The sequence below is a fragment of the Klebsiella sp. S69 genome (genome assembly GCF_016516145.1).
Taxonomy (GTDB): domain Bacteria; phylum Pseudomonadota; class Gammaproteobacteria; order Enterobacterales; family Enterobacteriaceae; genus Klebsiella; species Klebsiella oxytoca.
Window position 1 is genome coordinate 173615 of record NZ_JACVUU010000003.1, and the last position, 22322, is coordinate 195936.

Annotated in this window: 26 protein-coding genes and 1 other annotated feature; of the genes, 16 read left to right on the top strand and 10 right to left on the bottom strand. The window is 56.6% G+C overall.

All coding sequences use genetic code 11. The features are described 5' to 3' along the window. Positions 1 to 55: 55 nt before the first annotated feature. Together IAE27_RS04820 and IAE27_RS04825 are read right to left on the bottom strand one after the other, a co-directional pair. A complete protein-coding gene (locus IAE27_RS04820) occupies positions 56 to 1009 on the bottom strand; it encodes an ABC transporter substrate-binding protein (protein WP_200092041.1) in 954 nt (317 codons plus the stop codon). 249 nt (positions 1010 to 1258) lie between these two features. Next, positions 1259 to 2290: a LacI family DNA-binding transcriptional regulator gene (locus IAE27_RS04825; RefSeq protein ID WP_004113178.1), complete on the bottom strand. Its 1032-nt coding sequence runs from the start codon at positions 2288 to 2290 to the stop codon at positions 1259 to 1261. Between the two features lie 366 nt (positions 2291 to 2656). Between IAE27_RS04825 and IAE27_RS04830 the strand changes: the two genes are divergently transcribed. Both IAE27_RS04830 and IAE27_RS04835 read left to right on the top strand, forming a co-directional pair. Further along, complete coding sequence (locus IAE27_RS04830) at positions 2657 to 3280, top strand: DUF1062 domain-containing protein (RefSeq protein WP_047719817.1); 624 nt, start codon at positions 2657 to 2659, stop codon at positions 3278 to 3280. 200 nt (positions 3281 to 3480) lie between these two features. After that, a complete protein-coding gene (locus tag IAE27_RS04835; RefSeq protein ID WP_042917851.1) occupies positions 3481 to 4083 on the top strand; it encodes a DJ-1/PfpI family protein in 603 nt (200 codons plus the stop codon). A 133-nt stretch (positions 4084 to 4216) separates the two neighbouring features. Here IAE27_RS04835 and IAE27_RS04840 read toward each other — a convergent pair whose 3' ends face one another. From IAE27_RS04840 to trpB, 5 genes are all read right to left on the bottom strand, one after another. Further along, positions 4217 to 4609, bottom strand: coding sequence for a VOC family protein (locus IAE27_RS04840; RefSeq protein WP_004102202.1), 393 nt, complete (start codon positions 4607 to 4609; stop codon positions 4217 to 4219). Positions 4610 to 4741: 132 nt separating this feature from the next. After that, positions 4742 to 5314: a DUF1349 domain-containing protein gene (locus tag IAE27_RS04845; protein WP_032728290.1), complete on the bottom strand. Its 573-nt coding sequence runs from the start codon at positions 5312 to 5314 to the stop codon at positions 4742 to 4744. Then, a complete protein-coding gene (locus tag IAE27_RS04850) occupies positions 5314 to 5913 on the bottom strand; it encodes a dienelactone hydrolase family protein (protein ID WP_004102198.1) in 600 nt (199 codons plus the stop codon). The genes IAE27_RS04845 and IAE27_RS04850 overlap by 1 nt, the downstream gene beginning before the upstream one ends. A 200-nt stretch (positions 5914 to 6113) precedes the next feature. Next, positions 6114 to 6926: a tryptophan synthase subunit alpha gene (trpA, locus tag IAE27_RS04855; RefSeq protein WP_004102196.1), complete on the bottom strand. Its 813-nt coding sequence runs from the start codon at positions 6924 to 6926 to the stop codon at positions 6114 to 6116. Further along, positions 6926 to 8119 (bottom strand): tryptophan synthase subunit beta, encoded by a 1194-nt coding sequence (trpB, locus tag IAE27_RS04860; RefSeq protein ID WP_108703835.1) that lies wholly within the window; start codon positions 8117 to 8119, stop codon positions 6926 to 6928. The genes trpA and trpB overlap by 1 nt, the downstream gene beginning before the upstream one ends. Positions 8120 to 8265: 146 nt before the next feature. After that, positions 8266 to 8360 (bottom strand) — a sequence feature (Trp leader region). Between the two features lie 224 nt (positions 8361 to 8584). Here trpB and IAE27_RS04865 point away from each other — a divergent pair. The 5 genes from IAE27_RS04865 to IAE27_RS04885 all read left to right on the top strand — a co-directional run bounded on the left by IAE27_RS04865 (position 8585) and on the right by IAE27_RS04885 (position 12512). Then, the gene (locus tag IAE27_RS04865) at positions 8585 to 9493 is read left to right on the top strand and encodes a LysR family transcriptional regulator (RefSeq protein ID WP_070557638.1); all 909 of its coding nucleotides are present in this window, start codon (positions 8585 to 8587) and stop codon (positions 9491 to 9493) included. A gap of 98 nt (positions 9494 to 9591) precedes the next feature. After that, on the top strand, positions 9592 to 10188 hold the full coding sequence (locus IAE27_RS04870; protein ID WP_200092043.1) for an NAD(P)H-dependent oxidoreductase: 597 nt from the start codon (positions 9592 to 9594) through the stop codon (positions 10186 to 10188). Between the two features lie 21 nt (positions 10189 to 10209). Further along, positions 10210 to 11010: a carboxymuconolactone decarboxylase family protein gene (locus tag IAE27_RS04875; protein WP_024274198.1), complete on the top strand. Its 801-nt coding sequence runs from the start codon at positions 10210 to 10212 to the stop codon at positions 11008 to 11010. Positions 11011 to 11014: 4 nt separating this feature from the next. Next, on the top strand, positions 11015 to 11443 hold the full coding sequence (locus IAE27_RS04880) for a cyclophilin-like fold protein (protein WP_064395937.1): 429 nt from the start codon (positions 11015 to 11017) through the stop codon (positions 11441 to 11443). A 232-nt stretch (positions 11444 to 11675) separates the two neighbouring features. Then, positions 11676 to 12512, top strand: a complete 837-nt coding sequence (locus IAE27_RS04885) for an alpha/beta fold hydrolase (RefSeq protein ID WP_004102181.1) — start codon at positions 11676 to 11678, stop codon at positions 12510 to 12512. A gap of 42 nt (positions 12513 to 12554) precedes the next feature. On the opposite strand, the gene IAE27_RS04890 is transcribed toward IAE27_RS04885, so the two are convergent. Further along, positions 12555 to 12773 carry a YdcH family protein gene (locus IAE27_RS04890; protein WP_004102179.1) on the bottom strand — a complete coding sequence of 73 codons (219 nt, stop codon included), beginning with the start codon at positions 12771 to 12773 and terminating at the stop codon, positions 12555 to 12557. A gap of 145 nt (positions 12774 to 12918) precedes the next feature. Between IAE27_RS04890 and IAE27_RS04895 the strand changes: the two genes are divergently transcribed. After that, complete coding sequence (locus tag IAE27_RS04895; RefSeq protein WP_142475090.1) at positions 12919 to 13812, top strand: oxidoreductase; 894 nt, start codon at positions 12919 to 12921, stop codon at positions 13810 to 13812. An 87-nt stretch (positions 13813 to 13899) separates the two neighbouring features. On the opposite strand, the gene IAE27_RS04900 is transcribed toward IAE27_RS04895, so the two are convergent. Next, positions 13900 to 14148 carry a hypothetical protein gene (locus tag IAE27_RS04900; RefSeq protein ID WP_070557635.1) on the bottom strand — a complete coding sequence of 83 codons (249 nt, stop codon included), beginning with the start codon at positions 14146 to 14148 and terminating at the stop codon, positions 13900 to 13902. A 359-nt stretch (positions 14149 to 14507) separates the two neighbouring features. Between IAE27_RS04900 and IAE27_RS04905 the strand changes: the two genes are divergently transcribed. Genes IAE27_RS04905 through IAE27_RS04935 form a run of 7 tightly spaced genes read left to right on the top strand, consistent with a single transcriptional unit; the run spans position 14508 to position 19813 of the window. Next, on the top strand, positions 14508 to 15479 hold the full coding sequence (locus IAE27_RS04905) for a phosphotriesterase (RefSeq protein ID WP_200092051.1): 972 nt from the start codon (positions 14508 to 14510) through the stop codon (positions 15477 to 15479). 9 nt (positions 15480 to 15488) lie between these two features. Then, the gene (locus IAE27_RS04910; RefSeq protein WP_004113156.1) at positions 15489 to 16229 is read left to right on the top strand and encodes a creatininase family protein; all 741 of its coding nucleotides are present in this window, start codon (positions 15489 to 15491) and stop codon (positions 16227 to 16229) included. Continuing rightward, positions 16222 to 16665, top strand: a complete 444-nt coding sequence (locus tag IAE27_RS04915; protein ID WP_135800154.1) for a PTS sugar transporter subunit IIA — start codon at positions 16222 to 16224, stop codon at positions 16663 to 16665. Before IAE27_RS04910 ends, IAE27_RS04915 begins: the two co-directional genes overlap by 8 nt. 26 nt (positions 16666 to 16691) lie before the next feature. Continuing rightward, positions 16692 to 16979 carry a PTS sugar transporter subunit IIB gene (locus tag IAE27_RS04920; protein WP_004102167.1) on the top strand — a complete coding sequence of 96 codons (288 nt, stop codon included), beginning with the start codon at positions 16692 to 16694 and terminating at the stop codon, positions 16977 to 16979. Further along, positions 16976 to 18286, top strand: a complete 1311-nt coding sequence (locus IAE27_RS04925) for a PTS ascorbate transporter subunit IIC (protein WP_004102166.1) — start codon at positions 16976 to 16978, stop codon at positions 18284 to 18286. The genes IAE27_RS04920 and IAE27_RS04925 overlap by 4 nt, the downstream gene beginning before the upstream one ends. A 16-nt stretch (positions 18287 to 18302) precedes the next feature. Continuing rightward, entirely contained in the window at positions 18303 to 19043 is a 741-nt protein-coding gene (locus IAE27_RS04930) for a sugar isomerase domain-containing protein (RefSeq protein ID WP_023320981.1), read from the top strand. 14 nt (positions 19044 to 19057) lie between these two features. Further along, positions 19058 to 19813, top strand: a complete 756-nt coding sequence (locus tag IAE27_RS04935; RefSeq protein ID WP_115239566.1) for a GntR family transcriptional regulator — start codon at positions 19058 to 19060, stop codon at positions 19811 to 19813. A 158-nt stretch (positions 19814 to 19971) separates the two neighbouring features. On the opposite strand, the gene IAE27_RS04940 is transcribed toward IAE27_RS04935, so the two are convergent. Continuing rightward, on the bottom strand, positions 19972 to 21279 hold the full coding sequence (locus tag IAE27_RS04940) for a serine hydrolase domain-containing protein (RefSeq protein WP_200092054.1): 1308 nt from the start codon (positions 21277 to 21279) through the stop codon (positions 19972 to 19974). A gap of 108 nt (positions 21280 to 21387) precedes the next feature. Between IAE27_RS04940 and IAE27_RS04945 the strand changes: the two genes are divergently transcribed. Beyond that, positions 21388 to 22266 (top strand): LysR family transcriptional regulator, encoded by an 879-nt coding sequence (locus IAE27_RS04945; protein ID WP_108703830.1) that lies wholly within the window; start codon positions 21388 to 21390, stop codon positions 22264 to 22266. Positions 22267 to 22322: the final 56 nt, after the last annotated feature.

Sequence of the window (22322 nt, forward strand, 5' to 3'; positions counted from 1 at the left end):
CCTCCGGGATGAACCCAATCGTCATCCCGTTTTTGCCTCTTGAGTGATGATGTGATTACCAGCCCGGATAGCTATCTACTTTGTCGCGCGTGACCAGCACGCTGGGGATCAATACGGTCGGGGACGCAATAGGCTTGCCGTCAACCATCTCCTGAGCAAGCGAGATGGCCTGGCGCACCATTTCGCCCGGGTTTTGCGTGGCGGTGCCGATAAACGGTGAGCCGCTGCGCTTGAGTTCTTCAACCGCTTCCGGGCTGCCGTCTACGCCGGTGACTTTAATCGCACCGGCTTTGCCGGCCTGCTCAACGGCCAGCACCGCGCCGAGCGCCGAAGGATCGTTCATACCGAAAATCCCGGAGACATCCGGATTGGCGGTGAGCATATCGGTGGTGACCATCAGGCCTGAAGCGCGGTCGTTGCGGGATGCCTGCTGCCCGACGATTTTGATATCCGGATATTTTTGCGCGACGTTTTTACAGCCTTTAATGCGGTCAATAATGGTTTGAATCGGCGTGCCGTCCACCAGCAGCACTTTGCCTTTGCCGCCCATCTGGCTGAACAGATATTCGCAGGAGGTTTCGCCGGCCTGGATGGCATTGGTCATGATCGCCGCGTCAGCGCCCCTGGCGGGCGTATCGACCGCGATAACGATAATTCCGGCGGCTTTTGCCCGCTGAATGGCCGGCTCGATGCCGGACTCATCGACGGCGGAAATAATGATCAGATCCACTTTCTGCTGAATAAAGGCGTCAATCTGCGTGTTCTGGTTTGCCAGATCGACCTGCGCATCTTGTACGTTAAGGGTTGCGCCGATTTTTGCCGCGGCCTGCTTTGCGTTCCTTTCCATTGCCGAGAAGAAGGGGTTGGACATGTCCTGGACCATTAAGCCGATGTGGGATATTTTTTTGCCCTCCTGCGGCGCGGCGCTGGCGGCGGGGATAAATCCTGTCATGGTGGTGATTACCGCAGTAACCGCGACAGCCAGAAATGCTTTGCGAAGTTTGGTCATATTCTGTTCCTTTCATTATCGTGTGGTATGACGTACGGCCAGGTGTGGGGAAGCCTCAGAAATAATCCCCTGATGTTGTTTTTTTACTGGCGGCCGATTATTCAGCCGTTATTTAAATCTCAAAATGATTAGAGAGGGCTGGCAAACGCGTTGCTAACGCTTTGTCGCTGTTAGCCGGCCCGCGCGCGCGAAGCGGCGTCGGGCAAGTCCATTCGGACGAAACGTTGTCAGCAATCTCTATAATGTCTTTTAATTGTTATGCGTTTTTTTACAGCCGCAGGACTGGCGAATAACCAGCTCGGCGGGAACTTTACGTTGGGTGTTGATTTCTCCTTTCCCTTCCGGGTTAATTAACTGGATAAGCATTTCAGCCGACTGTCTGCCAATCTCTTCGCTATTTTCATTGAGCACCGTCAGCGGCGGATTTAATAGCGGCGCCCAGTCGAATTCGTCGTAGGCAATCAGGGCCATATCCTCTGGAATGGCTATCTGGCGCTGCTGGAGCTGTTTGAGCGAACCCAGCAGAATAGGGTTGTTACCGGCAATAAGGGCATCCGGCAGCGCTTTCTGGTGGTCGAGGTACTGGCTCAGTTTGTCAGCAGCCGACTGCGCGTCGTTTTCCGTTTCGACAACTTCAAGCGTAGCGCCGGACCGCTCGGCGGCCTCGCGTATCCCGCGCTCGCGTTCAAAACGCGTGGTCCAGCGGTCCGGGTAGATAAGGAGCAGCCAGTTTTTATAGCCGTGCTGCGCCAGATGGTTTCCCACCAGCAGGCTGGCATGGTAATTGTCGGTTGTGACGCTGGGAAAGTTGTGCTCGCCGCGGGGCGGGGAATCAACGAAGACGACCGGGATGTCCCATTTCGCCAGCAGAGTCAGGCTTTCCGGCTGCAGCGTCACCGTCGAAATGATCCCGGCCATCCGTGACTCGATCAGGCGGTTAATCATCCGATCTTCCTGCGCGCGGTCGTAGATGCCGTTGACCGCAATATCGCCAAGCACCACGGTCCACTGCGAAGGCTGCAGCATCTGCTGAATGCCGGACATCAGGTTGAGATAGTAAGAGTTCGACGCATGGGCGGTGATCACCGCCACCGAGTCTCTGCTCGAACGGCGTAGCGCCTGGGCCGCGCGGTTGGGTACGTAGCCGAGCTCTCGCGCCACTTTTAAAATCAGCTCCCGGCTGTCGTCAGCGACGCCATCGCCACCGTTTAGCGCGCGCGAAACGGTAAACATGGAAAATCCCGTCGCTTCGCTCACATCCCGCATCGTTGCTTTACGCATTTTTTGCTCTCTGCTTTTAAGAAATTACCTGCGATATAAACGGTTATTGTCTGTACCTAAACGTTTATGTGAGTAAACATAAACGTTTAGGTTTGTTTGATCAGTGAGCCGCTTCTCGTTTTGTGAACAGAAGGTAAATAACGTTGTTTGTGAATGATTTCTATGAATTTATTGATTTAATGCATATTTGACCCGCCAGCCGCTTTGGTATTCTTGGCCTCTTCATTAGCGGTCAGACAGGGTAGTCGCGTTGGAAATCTTTTTTTAACCCACTGAAAAGTATTCTCTAAATATTTTTCACATTGCAAATATCACGGTCCGTTATCGACGGATCCGCTTTTGTATGGGTTAAAAAAAAGGTTCACCATGAAAGTCACATGGAACGTCAGCCCTGCGGGCTACCAGCTGCTAAGCAAACGCTGTCCCGCCTGCCATGGGCAGCAGAAATTCACGCCATCCGGAGCCTTCCGGATCAATTCGCAAAAAAAACAGCTCGATGTCTGGAGTATCTATAAGTGCGTCCGCTGCGCATACACCTGGAATATCAGCCTGTTCTCTCGTTTACCCGTCAGTAAAATAGATCCACACCTCTATGAGCGACTCATGGCAAACGATAAATCTGCTGCAGAGGACTACTCTCACGATTTGCAGGTTCTGCGGCGCAATAGCGCGTTGTTAGCGGGTTCGCCTGAATTCGTCGTACGGGAAGGCTGGCGAATCAGCCTTGTCCGTGCTGCTCAGGTCAGCGTCAACGTCTACGTCGAGCGCGCTTTTCAGGTCAGCTTACTGGCGGTGCTACGTAGACAGCTCGGCCTTAGCGGCAGCGCGATCCGCAAATGTCTGGCGGCGGGCGATATCGCCGGAATTACGCTGAAAGAGCTACGTTCGCCGAGGATACGGCCGGAAGGATACAGGCTTTATATCGTGAAGGAACTTCTTCTGGCGCGCAGGCGAATTTCATTAAATACCGGCTCAGATCTCAGGAGATGATAGCCCGTTTCCCCGGATAGATTGCTATCCGGGGAGCTGACTCGCAAAAATGGAGCACGGTTGTCCACGGTGGAAAAATAACCTTGCCTTTCTTACTGTGCATTTATACAGTTTCTGGCGACGGCGCGGCGACCAGTGTCGATCGACTCGCCGGATATTGCGACGGCAAATTCTGTTTAAAAAAGGAGAAATCCCTGTCTATGGATACGCGTAAAGAAGTGCTGTTTGTCCTCATCCAGGAGTATGCCGACTGGGAGTTTTCGCTGCTGGCGCCCGGCCTGCGCCGGGGGTTTGGCGTATGGGAGCCGCGCTACGAAGTCAGGACCGTAGCTGCGGATGAGGGGCCCGTGAGGTCAATTGGCGGGGTGCGCTGTCTGCCGGATTATACCTTCCAGACGATACCTGATGACTACGCTGCTCTGGTGCTGGTGGGAGGAATGAACTGGTGGGGAGAGGAGGCTCAGCGGGTTGTGCCTCTGGTTCAGCAAGCGCAGGCGCGGCAGATTGTCGTCGGCGCAATATGCGATGCTTCGGCATTCCTCGGCGCACACGGTTTTCTTAATGATGTTGACCATACCTCCAACGGCCTGGCATACCTGCAGAGCAGGGCGGGGTCAGCCTATCGCGGCGCCGCACGGTACAAAAACGTGCCATCAGTCCGCGACGGCAACCTGGTCACCGCCAACGGCGTTGGTTTTCTGGATTTTACCTGCAATATGCTGTCTGCCTTAAACGCGGCCCGCCAGGAAGAGATCGAAGCCATGAGGGCGACCTTTACGTCGGGAATGTTTACCGAGGGCTGATGCGGACAAAGCCGCATTATGCATCGCAGTGGGCTGCGGTCGTCTCATCAGGCTAACCGCATCCGGCGCGCCGCTCAGAGACAGACAGGGTTTCGCAATGGACAACCCTGCCTGAATTAGCCGGCCAGCGGCCTCAGTCGGCGTTTGCGTAATAAACAAACGCCAGCTTATTGCCGTCCGGATCTCTGACGTAGGCGCTGTGGAAGCCTTCACCGTACTGCGGGCGATGTCCCGGAGCGCCTTCATCGCTTCCTCCCAGACTGAGCGCCAGCTGATGCAGCTGCTGAATATGCTCAACCGAACGTGCGTTCAGAGCCACCATAACGCCGTTGCCGGTTGTTGCCTGCTGCTGATTAAACGGTTGGCCAACGCACAGCCCGATGGTGCTGTTTCCGCTGAATGTCCCCCACGATGCGCCTTGATCGCTTCGGCCGCTTTGCGGCTGCCCCAGCATCTCCATCAAAGGATCGTAAAAACGAATGGCGCGCGGCAGATCGTTAGTGCCGAGCATAATATAGGAAAACATGACGCCTCCTCCTTTTCGCCTGCAAGTTGTTGCCAATCTAGCAGCAAGGTGAGAAGTCATGCAGTCCCGGCAGCCAGAAATCATACCTTCGTCGCGATTATTCAGCGAAAGCGTCCGCCCTGGGGGCTCCCCTCAGCTTAAATCGTGCAAATCTTTATCGTTGGCCGGCAGCAGCGATATTTCGTCGAAATTAACCCGCAGGCCGCTGCGCTGCGGCGTACAGCACATGATGCCCACTTTCGCGGCGCCGGTCGGAAAAGGGCACAGCCGCAGTAGCGGCCACTGGTGGCCATCCGTTGAGTACTGCAGGCGCAGCGCTTCGCCCCGACGGGTCAGGCGCAGCCAGAACGCCGCGGGGTTGCCTGGAAAAATGCCGGTGGCCCAGTCTGAAGTTCCCAGCGTCAGTACGCTACCGATGGCGGGCGCGCCGTCGTTGTACTCGATACCGGCCTTAAGCCAGTGCCGGGCGTCCTGCATTAACATAATCCCCGCCTGGTCATACAGGGTGCTGAAATCTGCGCGCACCCGCACCTGAAAGGTGAAATCCCCCGCGGCTTCCGTGGCATAGATATGCCCGGAGAAGCGCTCAAACCCGTACCAGGTTTCGCGCCAGAAGTCGGTTTTCTCATCGGTTACGACGCTAAGTGAGCAGTCCTCTTCCGACCATGTCGCGGGTTCGTTAATCCATTGAAATACCTGTTGCATCAGGTCTCCTGTCTTTGCTGAATAAGCGTTAAAAACCGCAGCGAGTCTTCGTCTGCCTGCTGCGTAAGGCGCGGATCCCACGCCGGACTGTCAGCGTCGCAAAAGCCGTGCTGCGCATTGAACATCCGGCAGGTCACGGAGGGAACGTTCTCCAGCTGATCTTGCATTACCCGGGGATCGAACGCCGGTTCCTCGCTGGCGAGAATCACCAGCGTCGGGCAGGGCGGCGCAACGTCGCTGTAGTGGCGGATCCGCGAGCCGTAGTGGCAAATCGCGGCGTTGCAGAAACCGCTTCTGGCGGCCAGCCAGGCCAAGGTGGCGCCCACGCTATAGCCGATGAGGATTAGCATGCCATATTTTGTTTTCAGCTCGGCCAGCAGCGACTCAATGGCGGTGGTGTCGAATCCGACGTTATCGTTAAAGTGACGCCAGGCTTGCTCCTGCTGCTCATAGGCGAACGGCGCAGAGTGGGGAAAAAGCGCTGGCGTGTAGACATCGAAGCCGCGGCTGCGCCAGGTCGCGGCGGTTCGCTGAATATGCGCATTAATGCCATAGATTTCATGCAGCAGGATGATGGCTTTATCACACTCAGGTAACATAAATGCGCCTCGGTCGGATAAAAACAGGATTGTCAGGTGGCCGAATGATGGTGTCTGGGGAAACGGGCTAAATTTTGCAGCACTCAGGCCAGAGCAGCAAGCTCCCTTTTTACGTTACCCTGCATATCCCTTAGCGGCCAGGCGATATTGCCGGTGATGGATATTCATCACCACCGGCATTTTGCCGCATTAACCCCACGCTATGTTGGCCTGACGGTGGCTGTTTTCAGGTTGCGGGCGAAAGCCTTCAACTGACAGAGCATCGCCTCCCGATCGTCCTGGTGTTGTTCGATGATTTTCACTATTGCTGAGCCGGAAATAGCCCCGGCGGCTCCCGCTTTCATGGCATCCGCCACCTGTTCCGGGGTTGAAATACCAAACCCCTGAATCGGCGGTGGCGCCTGATAGTCACCAAGCTTAGAGACCAGATGTTCCAGCGGCAGCGCGGCGCGTTTTTCCGCGCCGGTTACGCCCGCCCGCGACAGCAGGTAGGTGTAACCGCGGCCGTGAGCGGCAATATGTCGCAGCAGCTCATCGTCCGCATTGGGTGGGCAGATAAACACGGGCGCAATATCATGGCGCATCGCGGCCTCGCGGAACGGCGCCGACTCTTCGAACGGGACGTCTGCTACCAGTACAGAATCGACGCCCGCGCGGGCGCAGGTGGCATAAAACGTCTCGATTCCCCGGTTATACACCAGGTTTGCGTACATCAGCAGACCGATGGGCAGCGCCGGATACCTGGCGCGAATGGCGGCCAGCATGTCAAAGCAGCGCGCAGGGGTGACGTTGGCTGCAAACGCGCGCAGGGCGGCATTTTGTATTGTCGGGCCGTCGGCCAGCGGATCGGAGAAGGGAATCCCCAGTTCCAGCGCATCGGCTCCGCCCTCGATCAGCGCATCGATAATTTGCAGCGACAGATCCGGCTGCGGGTCGCCGAGCATCACGAAGGGAATGAACGCGCCTTCTCCCCGAGTTTGCAGTCGCGAAAACATATCGTTATAGCGTTTCATCACATTTCTCCTCGCGCTTGCAGAATGTCGTGCACGGTAAAGATGTCCTTATCGCCGCGGCCGGAAAGGTTCACCACCAGCAGCTGCTCTTGTTGTGGATTGTCGCGCATCATTCTTAAGGCATGCGCGAGGGCGTGGGATGACTCAAGTGCCGGAATAATGCCTTCAGAACGGCTCAGGGTTTTAAATGCCGCCAGCGCTTCATCGTCGGTAACCGAAACGTATTCCGCGCGGCCAATACTGTTCAGATAGGCATGCTGCGGCCCGACGGCCGGGAAATCGAGGCCGGCGGAAATAGAGCTGGACTCTTTGATCTGGCCGTCATCGGTTTGCATCAGCGGCGTTTTCATGCCGAAATAGATGCCGGTCCGCCCGTGTTTCAACGGCGCGCCGTGTTCCCCTGTCTCGATACCCAGGCCAGCGGGCTCAACGCCAATCAGTCCGACCTGGGGCGTGTCGATAAAGTCAGCGAACATGCCGATGGCGTTGGAACCTCCGCCAACGCAGGCGATAACCGCATCCGGCAGGCGCCCCTCTTTTTCGAGGATCTGCGCTTTGGTCTCTTCGCCGATGATGCGCTGAAATTCGCGTACGATAGTCGGGAAAGGATGCGGGCCAGCGGCGGTGCCCAGCATAAAGTGGGCGGTCTCATAGCTCCCGGACCAGTCGCGCAGCGCTTCATTCGAAGCATCTTTCAGGGTGGCTGAGCCGCTGTGCACCGGGATCACTTCGGCCCCCATCAGGCGCATACGAAAGACGTTTGGCGACTGACGTTCAATATCTTTCGCCCCCATGTAGATACGGCACTTCAGGCCCAGCAGCGCGCTGGCCAGCGCCGAGGCCACGCCGTGCTGACCGGCGCCGGTTTCGGCAATAATTTCGGTTTTGCCCATCCGTTTTGCCAGCAGCGCCTGGCCGAGCACCTGATTAGTCTTATGCGCGCCGCCGTGCAGCAGATCTTCACGTTTGAGATACAGGGTAGTGCGCGTACCCTGCGTCAGGTTACGGCAGCGCGTTAGCGCCGTCGGGCGACCGGCGTAGTTTTTCAATAGATGGGTTAATTCCGCCTGAAAGCGCGCATCTTCGCGTGCGCTAACAAACGCCTGTTCCAGCTGGCGTAGCGCGGGGATGAGGATCTGCGGAACGTACGTACCGCCGAATTCGCCAAAGTAGGGGTTAAGTAAGGGACTCATTATTGCTCCTTGTTGTATGTGCAGTGTCTGATGATTCGGGGTCTGCCCCCGGAAAGGACGCTGCACATGAAGTGAAATCGGGTACTGCGCAGCGGCTCCCGGCTGCTTGCACTTCGGCAGATGCGTCCCATGCGTAAAATCCGGGCGAAAAAAAGCCCGCGTTTTAGCGGGCCGGGTATCGGTGTGCAAACTGCAGACGTGACGATACTGCCCGTTATCGGGAAGTACGCCACCAGCCGTGCAGATTCATGATGATTACGCGTTGCATTATTCGCTATCCTGAAATTTATCTTGTACTAGTAAACTAGTTTGATAGATCAATGTCAATGGCATAATGATTGACGCCCAGAATCAATGGAGGCCGCTTTTCCGGCCAGGGCTGGCGTTACGCCAGATTGCTTTACGCCATCAAATCAAGGTAACGTTGTTTTTTCAGCTTATTTTCTATCTGGTTAGCGAGAACGTATGAATATAAACCGTTCCGATATGGCCGACCTGGTCTATTTTTGCGCCATCGCTCGTCATCGCAGTTTTAGTAAGGCCGCCGTCGAGCTCGGCGTAAGCGCCTCGACGCTGAGCCATGCCCTGAAGGGGTTTGAGGCGCGGCTGGGCGTGCGTCTGCTGAACCGTACGACCAAAAGCGTAACCCTGACGGCGGCAGGCGAGAGTCTGGCCATCGCGGTGAGCGAGCCGGTGGCCGCCATCGATGGCGCGATTGAACAGCTCAACCAGTTTCGCGACTCGCCTGCGGGACATATTCGGCTCAACGTCGCTGTCGAGGCAGCCACGCTGCTGCTGGCGCCGATCCTGCCCGTTTTTGCCGAACGCTATCCCGATATTGAGCTGGATATCGTGGCCAGTAACCGCATTGTTGATGTCACCGAAGCGCGTTTTGACGCCGGTATCCGCTATGGCGGTACCGTACCGGAAGATATGGTGGCGCAGCGTCTCTCCGCCGATGTGCGCTGGGTCGTCGCCGCGTCGCCCGATTATCTTGCCCGCTTCGGCGAGCCCCTGCACCCCAACGATCTTCAGCACCACCGCTGCGTCAGCAACCGTCTGGGAAACAATCGGATTTATAAATGGGAGTTTGAGTGCGGTGAAGAGCAGCTGACGATCAAAGTGCCGCCGCTGTTAACCGTCGATCTGGCGGAGACGGGCGTGGTGGCCATCCTTCAAGGATTCGGCCTGATGTACCTGCCGGAGCCGCTGATTAAGCAGCACGTCAGCGAGGGGCGCCTGCGTCTGGTGCTCACCGACTGGGCCTCTTACGGGCCGGGATTCTATATCTATTACTCCAGCCGACACCAGATCCCTACCGGATTGCGCCTGCTGATCGCGCTGGTCCGTGAACTGCAGCCGCTCGGTTTGTAGCCTGATTGATGAAAATGGCTCACAGCCCCATTCGATAGCGAGGGCTGGCTCCTTCTTTTTGCGCGGCTTAACCTGTGGCAAAAGAGAAGGAGAGCTCAATGACATATTCGCCCCGCAATTTCGCCGGTCTGCTGTGGTTTGTGGCCATCGCCATCGTTCTGTTTAGTCATAACCGCGTCAGCCATGCCGCCGAGGTTAAAACGCTGGTTATCGTCTCTCATCCTTACCCTGAGCAATCGGTGTTGACGAAAGGTCTTCAAGCCGCAGCGCAAAGCGTGCCCGGCGTGACCGTACGCAATCTTGAGACGCTTTACGTCTATGACAGCCGCAATATCAATGCCGATACCGAGCGTCGATTGATGCGGGAACACTCGCGCGTCGTGTTTATCTTCCCGACCCACTGGTTCAACATCACGCCAATGATGAAGGCCTGGCTGAACGATACCTGGGGCAGCGTGGGGCCGGGCGTATGGCAGGGTAAAGAGATGCTGATTGTTACGACCGCCGCGGGAGGAGAATCGACATACGGCGAATCCGGGCGAACTGGCGTCAGCCTCGCCGACGTCTTCACGCCGATGAAGGCCAGCGCTCTGCATGCGGGAATGACCTGGCTTCCTCCGCTGGTTTTTCAGAGCGCCAGCCGCAGTCAACTGCCTGAGTACCAGCGTCAACTGGTGGAAAGGCTGAAGAATTAACGTGCCGGGAAGGAGTACAGGATGAAAGCTTTTATTGCCGCTGCGGCAATGTCGTTGATGCTGGGCGCGCCTGTCCAGGCAGAAGAAAAGAGAGGTGAAAAAATGGTTCCACTTAGCCCAACCGTACTGTCCGCTGAGGATGTCCAGTCCGTCGCGCCCGCGCTTGTCCGCTTCGGCAGCGAGGTGCTGATAGACGATCTCTGGCAGCGAAGTGAACTCTCGCGTCGCGATCGCAGCATCGTGACGGTGGCGATTTTGATCGCGCGTAACCAGCCCGCCGAGCTAAAACAGTATGTTGATGTTGCCCTGGATAACGCCGTCACGCCGGTCGAAATTTCCGAGATCATTACGCATCTGGCTTTTTATTCCGGCTGGCCTAACGCGATGGCCGCTGTTGCGGTCACGAAAGATATCTTTGCCGCCCGCGGTATCCGCCGCGAGCAGCTGGCTTCGGCATCTCCCGAGCTGCTGGCGCTTAATCAGGCGGCGGAAAATCAGCGCTCGTCAACGGTGGAGCACAACTTCGGCGCAATTTCGCCCGGGCTGGTGAAGTTTACCGCTCAACCGCTGTTTCTCGACCTGTGGCAGCGGCCGGGGCTGAAACCGCGCGATCGTAGTCTGGTGACGGTCAGCGCTCTTATCGCCGCCGGGCAAAGCGCGCAAATTGGCTACCACCTTAACCGGGCGATGGATAACGGCCTCACCGCGCAAGAGGCGGGGGAGATTGTTGCTCATGCCGCGTTCTATGCCGGCTGGCCAAACGCCTTTTCGGCAGTAGCGGTGGTGGGGGAAGTCCTGCGCGCTCGCGGTCTGGAAGGGTGAGCGGATGCTGAAAACGCTCGGTGCGGTGCTATCCATTTTGATCATGATGACGGGCGCGGCATCCGCCGCCGCCAGGGAGAACGCGGTGAAGATTGAGTTTGTATTTAAGGGCGTCACGGTCGTCGGCTTGCTGGACGAGAGCGTTGCGGCTAGTGCGTTTGTGGCGCAGCTGCCAATGACGGTGAAGCTTGAGGATTATGGTTCTACGGAAAAGATCGCCTGGCTGCCGGAGAAGCTGCGCGATGTGGATGCTGGCGAATCAATGACTCCGCGACGCGGCGATATGGCCTATTACGCGCCGTGGGGCAACCTGGCTATTTTTCGCGAAGACTTTCGCCACTCGCCCGGTCTGATAAAGCTCGGGCGGGTGGAAGAGGGACTGGCCTCGCTCGACCAGCCCGGCGCGGCAACGGTGACCATCAGGCGTTACTAAGTTTATCCAGCGTTAAATGACCCTGACGACTTTATTTAATGGGCTTTCTACAGCCCATTTGTTGAATTCTTTTCGCATCTCCGGCATCGCAAAAATCATCTACACTTTTTCTGCGCATCACTTTCAAACCTGACGAGACACGCTCGTTAAGGCTGAGCATCCGACCTTTACACCCGACCAACTGCAGGCGTCAGGCCCGCAGCCTTGTTTTCTCTTCAGAGGAGTTTGTAACATGGCATTTGTGACCACCAAAGACGGCGTCAACATTTACTTTAAGGACTGGGGCCCGAAAGAGGCGCAGCCCATCGTATTTCATCACGGCTGGCCATTAAGCGCCGATGATTGGGATAACCAGATGCTTTTCTTCCTGGCAGAAGGCTTCCGGGTGATTGCGATTGACCGACGCGGTCACGGTCGTTCAGATCAGGTGAGTGACGGTCACGATATGGATCATTATGCCGCCGATGCCTCCGCGGTGGCGGAGCATCTGGATCTGCATAACGCCGTTCATGTCGGGCACTCTACCGGCGGCGGGCAGGTCGCACGCTACGTGGCGAAGTATGGACAACCGCAGGGGCGCGTTGCCAAAGCGGTGCTGATCAGTTCGGTTCCGCCCTTGATGGTCAAAACGGAGAGCAATCCTGGCGGTACGCCAATTGAAGTCTTCGATGGTTTTCGCCAGGCGCTGGCTGCCAATCGCTCGCAGTTTTATCTCGACGTGGCGTCCGGCCCATTTTATGGCTTTAACCGCGAGGGCGCGGAGGTGTCCCAGGGCACTATTCAGAACTGGTGGCGGCAGGGCATGACCGGTAGCGCAAAAGCGCATTATGAGGGGATTAAAGCCTTCTCTGAAACCGACCAGACCGAAGATTTAAAAGCCATTACGCTGCCGGTGCTGGTGATGCAGGGCGATGACGATCAGGTGGTGCCTTATCAAAACGCGGCGATACTGCAGGATAAGCTGCTGCCGAACAGCCAGCTGAAAATTTATCCCGGCTTTCCGCACGGCATGCATACCTCCCACGCCGATGTGATTAACGCCGATCTGCTGGCGTTTATTCGCTCGTAGTCAGGCGGTATAAGAAGGCCGCCATGGCGGCGGCCTTATCGTCTACATCAGGCTTTCATGCTGGAGGATTTTGAGCATTTCATCCTTCAACATAAGTTTTTCTTTCTTCATCTGTACGAGCTCGAGACTGTATCCTTTGCCATCGACTCCTTCTATCCGGGAAATGTCGTGATCGAGTGCGTTATGTTTTTCGAATAGCGACTGAAAGCGCGGGTGCGTGGTTTTCAATCGAGAAATCAGCTCTCTGTATTCTGGAAACATGTACCTTCCTTGTTAATGGAGAAAGTGTGTACGACGACACACACATTCAGATTACCCATATGAATAAAATGGTAATGCGAACGAAGTCGCGTTTATGTTATGTAGCCATGAAATCTCAGGGGCCGGAGGCGGCCTGGAGGCATAGATGAATGTTGAAGAACCCACCGTTGCGTTGATTGGTCCCGGCGCAATTGGCACCACCATCGCCGCCGCGCTGCACGAGGTGGGTCGAACGCCTCTGGTATGCGGCCGGCGCGCTCACCCGCAGCTATCGCTACGTTTCGATGGCGGAACGATTGTGGTTCCGGGGCCAGTCGTCACTGAACCGTCTTCGGTCGTTGCGCCGTTCGATCTGCTTTTTGTGGCGGTAAAAGCAACGCAAATTGCCGCTATTGCGCCGTGGCTTAAAGCGCTATGCCATGCGCAAACGGTGGTTTGCGTGCTGCAAAATGGCGTTGAACAACGAGCGCTTTTCGCGCCTCATGTCACGGAAGCGACGGTACTGCCGTCGGTCGTCTGGTTCCCCGCGCAGCGCGAACCGGAAGCATCGGTCTGGCTGCGGGCGAAACCGCGCCTGACGTTGCCCGATGCGCAGGGGGCTGAACGGGTCCAGTATGCGCTACGGGACACGCGCTGCGCAGTGGATATTAGCGACGATTTTCTCTCCGTGGCGTGGCGTAAACTGCTGCAAAACGCGGTTGCGGGCCTGATGGTACTGGCGGGACGGCGGGCAGGCATGTTTGCGCGCGAAGATATCACCGCGCTGGCTTTTGCTTATCTGCAGGAGGGGCTGAAGGTTGCTCGCGCCGCAGGCGCCAGGCTGGACGAGAGCGTGGCGCAGGAGATCGTCGCGGGATTTCATCGCGCGTCTCCGGACTTAAGTACTTCTATACTCACCGACCGTGAGGCTGGTCTACCGCTGGAGTGGGATATTCGTAACGGGGTCGTGCAGCGTTACGGCCGTATTTACCACATTGCCACGCCGTTAAGCGATGTGATTGTGCCGCTGCTGGCCGCCGCCAGCGACGGTCCCGGATAAAGGCGCGGGCGGCGGCACTAATCGATTATTGTTCTGCGAGCTCTGGCGACAGGTGATCAAAACGCCGGTGGGTTGCGTTTCCCGTGATTAGAGAGATTCTGCCAGCCGGTCTACGACAACTTTGCCGCTATTATCAAACTGGGTAATTCGATAATTCACGCAATACGAACGACGGGTGGAAAATTGATTGAATAACGCCACCCGGCCTTTTTTATCGCCATTTTTACTCACAATTATCCATTCGGTGACGTCCGTTGAATTGCCGTTATCGCTGCTGGTGTCCTGCTGTTCCACCAGTCGATCCTCTTTTTCTACCTTCAAAAAATCTCGTAACATTTATTTATCTCCGCTCATCATTGTTTTTAACAATACTCTCTTTATCGATTCATTCAATTAAACATTTTAATCAAAGGTATTGATTATTAGTCTGAAATGCATTGGTTTAATAGGTTCGTATCCAATTGAATTAATAGAACATAAATTTAATCGCCTCATCCGAAACACCTATATTTTTCCATGAGTAACGGTTTTTTAGCCCGAATCTATTTACGTGACAACGTCACATAAATGTTAATGTCGACCCACCTCACAGATAAGAATTTAATATGATTGATGCGAACTTGATCACTTGACTGGTCAAGTGAGTCGCGCCTATGTTGAAGGCACCTTCTTATCCGTTCCGGAGAGTAAGAAACATGGCCATCATTCGAACGTTAAACGGGGATATTTCCGCTAATCAGCTGGGCGTAACCTACAGCCACGACCATATCTACTGTATTCCGCCCTATTGGGCCGAGCGTCAGGATGACGACCTCTTGCTCGACGATCCACAGGCTTCTGAGCGTGAATTAAGCGACTTCCGCCAGGCGGGAGGCAATGCCATCTACGACGCCACCGCGCCGGATTATGGTCGTCAGGCCGCTGCTGTCGCGGCCATGGCGCAGCGCCAGCAGCTGCACATTATTGCCACCGCGGGTTTTAACAAAGGGTTTCTGTGGAGTAGTCAGCGACCGGGCACAGCGCAAACTTTTGCCGAGTGGATTGAGCGTTCTGACGTCGACGAACTGGTTGAACACGTTTGCCGCGAGGTCACCGAGGGAATCGAAGGCAACGCGCATCGGGCCGGCGTAGTGAAATGTGGCACCGGCTATAACGCCATTTCCCCTCTGGAATACAAAACCATGGAGGTTATCGTTCGCGCCCAGCAGCGTACCGGGGCGCCGATGCACAGCCATACGGAAATGGGGACGATGGGACTCGAACAGGCGCGGATCTTTAAAAAATGGGGACTGGATTTGTCCCGCTTATGTTTTGCCCATATGGATCGCAATCCTGACCCCTGGCTGCACCGTCAGATCGCCAACACCGGGGCGTTTCTCTCATTTGACGGTATCAGCCGCATTAAATATCACCCTGAGCACATTCGCACCCAGGCCATCCTGGCGCTCTGCCAGCGCGGTTATCAAAAGCAGATTTTGATCGGCGGTGATTTTGCCCGTAAATCCATGAGCGCGCATTACGGCAAAGGGGGACTGGGGCTGAAGTTCATCCTCAGCGACTGGCGGCCAAGATTCATGGAAGAGGCCCGGGAGGCGGGGTTTGACGGCGAAGCGTTGCTGCATGATTTCTTCATCGAAAACCCGGCGCGTTACCTCGCTTTTGCCTGAGGAGGCGTCATGAAGCTGCATCATTTAAATGAGCGCGAGGCCAGGCGGGCGCTACAAAAGGCGCGGATAGCCTTACTGCCCCTTGGCGCGGTCGAACCGCACGGCGACCACCTGCCGCTGGATACCGATAACCTGCTGGCCGAGCGGTTTTGCGCGCGGCTTGATGAGCAGTTGGGCGAGTGCGCGCTGAGCCTGCCGGTTGTCTCCTATAGCCAGGTCTGGTCGCTGCGCGGGCATGCGGGCGCGATTGATATCGGTAATGAACGGCTGACGTCGCTGCTGGTGGCGCTGGCGGAAAACATGGCCAGCTACGGTATTACCACCACGGCGGTGATCAACGCGCATTACGGCAACTTTGACGCGATTAAAGCCGCTTCCCGCCAGCTTAAAGAGCAGGGCATCACGCTGCTTAGCTACAGCTGGGCGGGTATGGATGAAGAGGTAAAAAAACGGCAAACCTCGGCGGTGGCTTATCCGGGATATATGCATGCCGACGAGGTCGAAACCTCGCTGATGCTGGCGCTGGCGCCGGAGTTCGTCAACATGGCGGAGGCGCGCGCGCACTATCCCGAATTCCCGCAGAATTTTCGCTATCAGCCGATGCGCTGGACCGAGTTTTCTGCTTATGCGGTGCTGGGGGACCCCACCCTGGCGAGCGAAGAGAAAGGGCGCGCGTTTGTGGCCCGGGCGCTGGCAACCACCCTGGCCTCCATTCGCCACCACTTAACGCAAGGAGCCCGTGATGATTGAACGTCAGTCGATAACCGTTGCCTGCCCGGCCGCTACCCCGGAGGAGGCTATTCGCGAGGCGGGGAACGCGCTGTGCCGCGCGGGGGCCTGCAGCCCGCAATACGTCCAGGCCATGATCGCCAGCTATCGCGAGCTGGGCCCTTATTTTGTCATCGCCCCTGGTCTGGCCCTGCCGCATGCCCGTCCGGAACAGGGAGCGATCAAAGCGCAAATTAGCGCGATCCGGCTGCGCGAACCGCTGGCGTTTGGTCATGCGGAAAACGACCCTGTGCGGGTGGTTCTGGGCCTTTCGGCTACCAGCAGCGACGCGCATATCCACCTTATCCAGCATATCGTCACCGTGCTCAGCGATGAAAATAATCTGCATACCCTGATGCATTCAGACGATCCGGAACAACTTTATCGGCTGTTGGCCAGCGGCTCACAGCGTTTATAGCTGTAATTAACACGGAGTGAATAGCGATGAAAATTCTGACAGTCTGTGGTTTAGGTATGGGCTCCAGCCTGATTTTAAAAATGAACGTTGAGGCGGTATTAAAGCAGCACGGGATTCAGGCCTCCGTGGAACATATGGATGTCTCATCCGCCGCTTCGGCCAACGCCGATGTCGTCATCACCAATGCTGAACTGGTGGACAACCTGAAGCATCTTTCCTGCCCGGTGGTGGTAGTAAACAACTACATTGATAACGCAGAAATCACCGCGGCGCTGACCCAGGCGCACATTCTGCGCGCGGGAGAGCCAACATGAGCGAGTTTCTTGGCGTCCTGCGCTGGATCACCATCAACATATTTGGTGAGGCGTCGATTTTAATTGGCCTGATCGTGCTGCTGGGACTGGTTTTGCAGAAAAAATCGCTGGCAGACATTGTGTCCGGCACCCTGAAAGGCATTCTGGGCTTTCTGATCATCGGCGCGGGGGCCGGGATTATCGTTTCCGCGCTACTGATCTTTCAGCCGATCTGGACCGAAGTTTTCGGCCTCAGCTCGATGAATCTGACCAATATTATCGGTCAGGCGCGCTTTAGCGAACGCTACGGAAGCAGCGTGACGATCGCCATTGCCGGCGGTTTCGCTATCAATCTACTGCTGGCCAGGCTGACGCGCTTTAAATATATCTATTTGACCGGACACATGATGTTCTGGACCACCATGATATTTGCCGGGGTGATGGTGAACACCGAGCCCGCTATTTCTGCGCTACAGCTGACGCTCATGCTGACGGTTATCATGGGACTGTACTGGACCTTGCAGCCCGCGCTGGTTCAGCCATGGGTACGGAAAATTACCGGCAACGATAACGTGGCGCTGGGGCATACTTCCGCCTCGGTCGCGCTGCTGGGGGCCATTTTCGGCCAGATCTTCGCCCGTAATAAAATCAGTTCCGAAGATATCAAAGTCCCTAAAAAGCTCGGTTTTCTGCGCGATTCCAACGTGGTGACCGCGTTAACCATGGCGCTGCTGTTTTTTATCGGCACCTTTATTCTGCAAATCAAAGGCACCCCGAAAGCGGCGGAGATCCTTGCGCAATCCGGCGACCTGAGTTTCTACATCTATGCCCTTAAACAATCGCTGATGTTCACCGGGGGCATCGCCGTGGTGCTGCTCGGGGTGCGGATGTTTATTGGTGAAATGGTGCCCGCGTTTAACGGCATCGGCTCGCGGCTGGTTCCGGGGGCCAAACCTGCGCTGGACTGCCCGATTCTGTTCAACTTTGCGCCAAATGCGGTGGTGCTGGGGTTCGTCGGCGCCTTTGTGGGATCGCTGCTGTGGCTGACCCTGATCGGCCGCTATACCGGCTACGTATTTATTCCCAGCATGATCGTCATTTTCTTCCATGCCGGTACGGCAGGGGTCTTCGGCAATATCACCGGCGGCTATAAAGGCGCGCTGCTGGCGGGATTTATCACCTCAACGGTGGTCGCCTGGGGGCAATATTTCTGCGTGACCGGCTTTATCAACAACACGATCCCGGATACCGCGCTGTGGGCGGGCGATAGCGATATGTTTGTCCTCGCGCCGCTAATCCATCTTTTGACCCGCTTGCTGACGTTCTGATATCAGGAGGAAGTCTATGAGCCAGGCACTGAAACAGTATTACAGTCAGATCCGCCAGAAGCTGGGGTTGCTCGAACAGCGCGCCGATGAGCTGAACCGGGCGGCAGAAATGATGGCCCACAGCGTTCTGGCGCAGCGCAATATCTTCGTCTTTGGCGCCAGCCACGCCGGTATTCTGGCGGAGGAGATGAGCTATCGGGCAGGCGGTCTGGCCATCATCAACCCGCTTTTTACCCCTGCGCTGATGCTTAATGTCAGGCCGTTAACCCTTACCAGCGCGGTGGAAAATGTGGAAAATCTTGGCCGCGTGCTGGTTGAACAGTCGCCGCTGAGGGCCGACGATACTCTGCTGATTCACTCAGTGTCGGGGCGAAATGCGATTACGATCGATGTCGCGCTGGCGGCAAAAACCTGCGGAGCCAGGGTTATCGCAATTACCAGCCTGGCGACGGCGGCACGAGTCTCTTCCCGCCACTCCAGCGGTAAACTGCTGGTAGACATTGCCGATATCACCCTTGATAACCACTGCGAGTATGGCGATGCGGCGGTGAGCCTGCCGGGGCTGGCGCAGAAAGTGGCGCCGCTCTCCACCATCATGGGGGCGGCCATCGCCAACAGCCTGGTACTGCGTATTTGCGAAATTATGCTGGAAAATGCGCGCACGCCGCCGGTTCTCGCCAGCGCAAACATAGACGGTAATCAGGAGATAAATCAGGATATACTGAGCGCATACAGGAGCCAGATACACTATCTCTGAGTTGGAGCGCAAGTATGTATGAGTCGGATGGACTCCCTCTCTATTTAAGAATAAAAGACGTTATCCTGCAGCGGATCCTCTCTTTTACCTATGACGATAAACTCCCGGGCGAGCTGCTGCTTGCCGGGGAGTTCAAGGTGGCGCGCGGCACGATTAAACAGGCGATAGATTCGCTGGCCAGCATCGGTATGGTTTATCGCGAGCAGGGAAAAGGCACGTTTATCAACCGCGATGCGTTGCAAAAATACTACACCGACCTGCCGGACGTACTGACCACCTTTGCTGCTCCCGGCGCGATAGAAGTGGAGGTGCTGTCGCTGATTTCAACCATGGCCGACCGCCACGTAGCGGAACAGATGGGGCTCGATTTGGGTAGCCAACTGATGCGTCTGGAGCGGTTACTCGTGCAGGGTGAGCGGCCGGTCGGCCACGTGCTGACCTGGCTTAACGGCCGAATTTATAACGACCTGAGTCACGTGGACGGCAGCCGATCGCTCTATAAACAGCTGCGGGAAACATTCGGTTACTCGCCGGCTAACGCGACCGAACGCTATACGCCGGTGTGCTGCGATATCCGCACGGCGGGATTGCTGACTATTGAACCCGGGCGCCCTCTGTTTCGCATTGAGCGCGTCGCGCGCGATCTTGATGACGTGGTCCTTGAATACAGCGTCACCCATACTCTGGACGCCAGCCTGTCGCTACAGATCGCCACCAGTCAGAGTAGCGTGAGTCAGCAGTGGAACTGCACGATCGAGAAAGGGCGCTGATCCGCCTTATATTACCGGCTTGCCACCCCAGCGACAGGCAGATGATAGCCAGCGTACCGCAGCAGCTTTGCCGTTGGCAGGCTGGCTTCCAATCGTTTAAAAATGGTTGAGCTCACTTCGCTCATGGTCTGCAAAAGAGCGACAGTTTTAAACCGGCATTAGCGTAACGCCTTCGCTATCGCGCTAAACATCAGCGACGCCTCAAGCGGTTGGGCGCTGAAGGAGGGTTCAGCCTGCGGCCAGGTCGACCACTGCACGATGACCAGGTTTTCCGCCTGATTGACCATAATCATCTGACCAAATATCCCCAGCGCCCACAGCGAATGTTGAAGGGATGCCTGCGGAGCGGGCTCAACGTTGCTGGCATTGACCGGCACTTCATTGTTCCACCACTGGTAGCCGTAGAGACCGTTTGGATGTGCCGCGGATACTGAACCTGTCGCCCGGGTCCAGTTTGATGATTCGGCAACCCAGTTTTCCGGCAAGATCTGCTCGCCGTTCGGCAACACGCCGTTATGCAGGATGAACTCACCGAAGCGCCCCCAATCTTCTAGCGTGGCGTTAAAGCCATGCGCGCCCACGTCGTGCTCACCTTTTGTATAGGCATGCCACACGCCATCGCTCGCCATACCGTAGGGTTGCCAGATACTTTTCTCCAGATACGCCGCCAGCGTCATACCGGTGGCGCGTTCCAGGACATCACCCAGTAGCCAGGCGCCACCGGAGGAGTAAGACCAGTTCTCTCCGGCCGGATGCGCCCGACGCAGGCCGGACACCAGCTGACGTACGCAGTCATAGGCGCCGGGTCTGGCTTCACACTCGGTAAGCCGGGCGAAGTCCGATTGCGGATTAGTGTAGTCTTCATTCCACGCCACCCCGGAGGTGTGGCTAATCAGCTGCCTCAGCGTCACGCCTTCCCAGGCGGTGCCTTTCAGGTCGGGTTCATACTGGGTGACGAGATCGTCAAGCGAGTGAATTTTGCCCTGTTTAATCGCCACGCCCACCAGCGTGGAAACCACGGACTTGCCCACCGAGCGCGAGGTCCAGAGGGTGGTGTCGGTATTGCCTTCCGCCAGATATTTCCAGGCAACGTTGCCATTTTTCAGCACCAGCATGCCGCTGACGTTCTGGCGCTGCAGATAATCCTGCAGGGTCCAGGTGTGGCCATTAACTTGATAGCTGGCGTGAGTTAACCGTTTCGCTGCAGCCTGCAACGGTACGGCATGACCGTGATGAAACACATCGCCTGCGTAATTGCGGTAGTCGTTACGAAAGCCGATTACCCGGTCGGTCTGGCTCCAGGTGAGCATTTTATGGGTATCCGGAAGCTGTGCATCAAAGGGAGCAGGGCACGCGCTAAGTTCGGTCCCGGGGCAGGCGGCCTGCGCGACGGAGGCCAGCAGGCCGCTGCAGAGGGTGATGACAACACTGGACAGCAGGCGACGATTAACCACTTTGTTTTTCATATTTTTACTCGTTCAGCTCAGGAAGGCGTTTAGCTTAAAAAAATGCGGCCTATAATAAAAAACGCCTCATGGGGGAAAATCCCCCCGAATAACCGAGTGGAGAGCACAATGCCGACCCTGATGTATTCTTTTGCCCAACTGGAAGCCTTCACCGCTGTGGTTGAGTGCAAAAGCCTGGCGAAAGCGGCGCGCCAGCTGGGCAAGGACCGCACGACGCTTCGCGATTTGATTGAGTTCCTTGAAGATGGTCTGGGGTATGCGCTGTTTCTGCGTGAAGGTCGCAGCTTGCAGCTGACGCCGGAGGGGGAACAGCTGCAGCGTCAGGCGCACCTGCTGATGCGCCAGGTCAAAGCCTTTGAAGCCTTTGCCAAAGAAGTGCCGAATAGCGCCACGCAGGATATTACGCTGGCCTACGATCCCTTTACCCCCAGAACGTTGTTACAGGCGCTGATTGGCGCCATGGCCCGGCGCAACGTTCGTCTGAGCCTGATTAACGCCTCGCGTGACGAGGCGGAAAGGCTGCTGGCGAGTGGATTGGCCGACCTGGGTATCTGCCAGGCGCGACATCGCAGCGTGGGCGACGCTATGGAGTGGCGCGCCCTGGGGTCAATCGAGATGGATTTTTACGCCGCCGAAGCGCTTTTTCCCGCCGCTAAACAACCGCTTTCTCTGCTGGAACTTTCGCTGGCACCGCAGGTGATTATGCACCCGGATACTGACGAGCCCGTGGCCCGCCGTTTGCAGATTTCAGGGCGCACCATTTTTACCAACGAACAGGAGATGCTGCGCGCCCTGCTTGAACAGGGCTGCGGCTGGGGATTTTTGCCGACGCACATGAATGCGGCGCGGTGGAAAAACGTTAAAAAATTGCCGACCGAAGTGGGTAATCAGGGGATCGGCCAAACGATGGTGACCATCTGGAGGCCCGGCAACGACAGGCGCACGCTGGTGGCTGACGCGCTGGCCTTGTTGCCGGAACTGTGGTGAAAGCAGAGCCTCGCTGTGGGTTTGACGGCGACAGGCCGGGGCACAGGATGCCGCGG

Bases quoted from the DNA above. Each gene is read 5' to 3' on its own strand.
- IAE27_RS04915 (WP_135800154.1), top strand. From the start codon at position 16,222: ATGATTGAACGTCAGTCGATAACCGTTGCCTGCCCGGCCGCTACCCCG.
- IAE27_RS04835 (WP_042917851.1), top strand. From the start codon at position 3,481: ATGGATACGCGTAAAGAAGTGCTGTTTGTCCTCATCCAGGAGTATGCC.
- IAE27_RS04940 (WP_200092054.1), bottom strand. From the start codon at position 21,279: ATGAAAAACAAAGTGGTTAATCGTCGCCTGCTGTCCAGTGTTGTCATC.
- IAE27_RS04895 (WP_142475090.1), top strand. From the start codon at position 12,919: ATGAATGTTGAAGAACCCACCGTTGCGTTGATTGGTCCCGGCGCAATT.
- IAE27_RS04830 (WP_047719817.1), top strand. From the start codon at position 2,657: ATGAAAGTCACATGGAACGTCAGCCCTGCGGGCTACCAGCTGCTAAGC.
- IAE27_RS04825 (WP_004113178.1), bottom strand. From the start codon at position 2,290: ATGCGTAAAGCAACGATGCGGGATGTGAGCGAAGCGACGGGATTTTCC.
- IAE27_RS04845 (WP_032728290.1), bottom strand. From the start codon at position 5,314: ATGCAACAGGTATTTCAATGGATTAACGAACCCGCGACATGGTCGGAA.
- IAE27_RS04840 (WP_004102202.1), bottom strand. From the start codon at position 4,609: ATGTTTTCCTATATTATGCTCGGCACTAACGATCTGCCGCGCGCCATT.
- IAE27_RS04880 (WP_064395937.1), top strand. From the start codon at position 11,015: ATGCTGAAAACGCTCGGTGCGGTGCTATCCATTTTGATCATGATGACG.
- IAE27_RS04905 (WP_200092051.1), top strand. From the start codon at position 14,508: ATGGCCATCATTCGAACGTTAAACGGGGATATTTCCGCTAATCAGCTG.
- IAE27_RS04900 (WP_070557635.1), bottom strand. From the start codon at position 14,148: ATGTTACGAGATTTTTTGAAGGTAGAAAAAGAGGATCGACTGGTGGAA.
- IAE27_RS04875 (WP_024274198.1), top strand. From the start codon at position 10,210: ATGAAAGCTTTTATTGCCGCTGCGGCAATGTCGTTGATGCTGGGCGCG.
- IAE27_RS04910 (WP_004113156.1), top strand. From the start codon at position 15,489: ATGAAGCTGCATCATTTAAATGAGCGCGAGGCCAGGCGGGCGCTACAA.
- IAE27_RS04865 (WP_070557638.1), top strand. From the start codon at position 8,585: ATGAATATAAACCGTTCCGATATGGCCGACCTGGTCTATTTTTGCGCC.
- IAE27_RS04885 (WP_004102181.1), top strand. From the start codon at position 11,676: ATGGCATTTGTGACCACCAAAGACGGCGTCAACATTTACTTTAAGGAC.
- IAE27_RS04850 (WP_004102198.1), bottom strand. From the start codon at position 5,913: ATGTTACCTGAGTGTGATAAAGCCATCATCCTGCTGCATGAAATCTAT.
- IAE27_RS04925 (WP_004102166.1), top strand. From the start codon at position 16,976: ATGAGCGAGTTTCTTGGCGTCCTGCGCTGGATCACCATCAACATATTT.
- IAE27_RS04870 (WP_200092043.1), top strand. From the start codon at position 9,592: ATGACATATTCGCCCCGCAATTTCGCCGGTCTGCTGTGGTTTGTGGCC.
- IAE27_RS04820 (WP_200092041.1), bottom strand. From the start codon at position 1,009: ATGACCAAACTTCGCAAAGCATTTCTGGCTGTCGCGGTTACTGCGGTA.
- trpA (WP_004102196.1), bottom strand. From the start codon at position 6,926: ATGAAACGCTATAACGATATGTTTTCGCGACTGCAAACTCGGGGAGAA.
- IAE27_RS04930 (WP_023320981.1), top strand. From the start codon at position 18,303: ATGAGCCAGGCACTGAAACAGTATTACAGTCAGATCCGCCAGAAGCTG.
- IAE27_RS04920 (WP_004102167.1), top strand. From the start codon at position 16,692: ATGAAAATTCTGACAGTCTGTGGTTTAGGTATGGGCTCCAGCCTGATT.
- IAE27_RS04890 (WP_004102179.1), bottom strand. From the start codon at position 12,773: ATGTTTCCAGAATACAGAGAGCTGATTTCTCGATTGAAAACCACGCAC.
- IAE27_RS04935 (WP_115239566.1), top strand. From the start codon at position 19,058: ATGTATGAGTCGGATGGACTCCCTCTCTATTTAAGAATAAAAGACGTT.
- IAE27_RS04945 (WP_108703830.1), top strand. From the start codon at position 21,388: ATGCCGACCCTGATGTATTCTTTTGCCCAACTGGAAGCCTTCACCGCT.
- trpB (WP_108703835.1), bottom strand. From the start codon at position 8,119: ATGAGTCCCTTACTTAACCCCTACTTTGGCGAATTCGGCGGTACGTAC.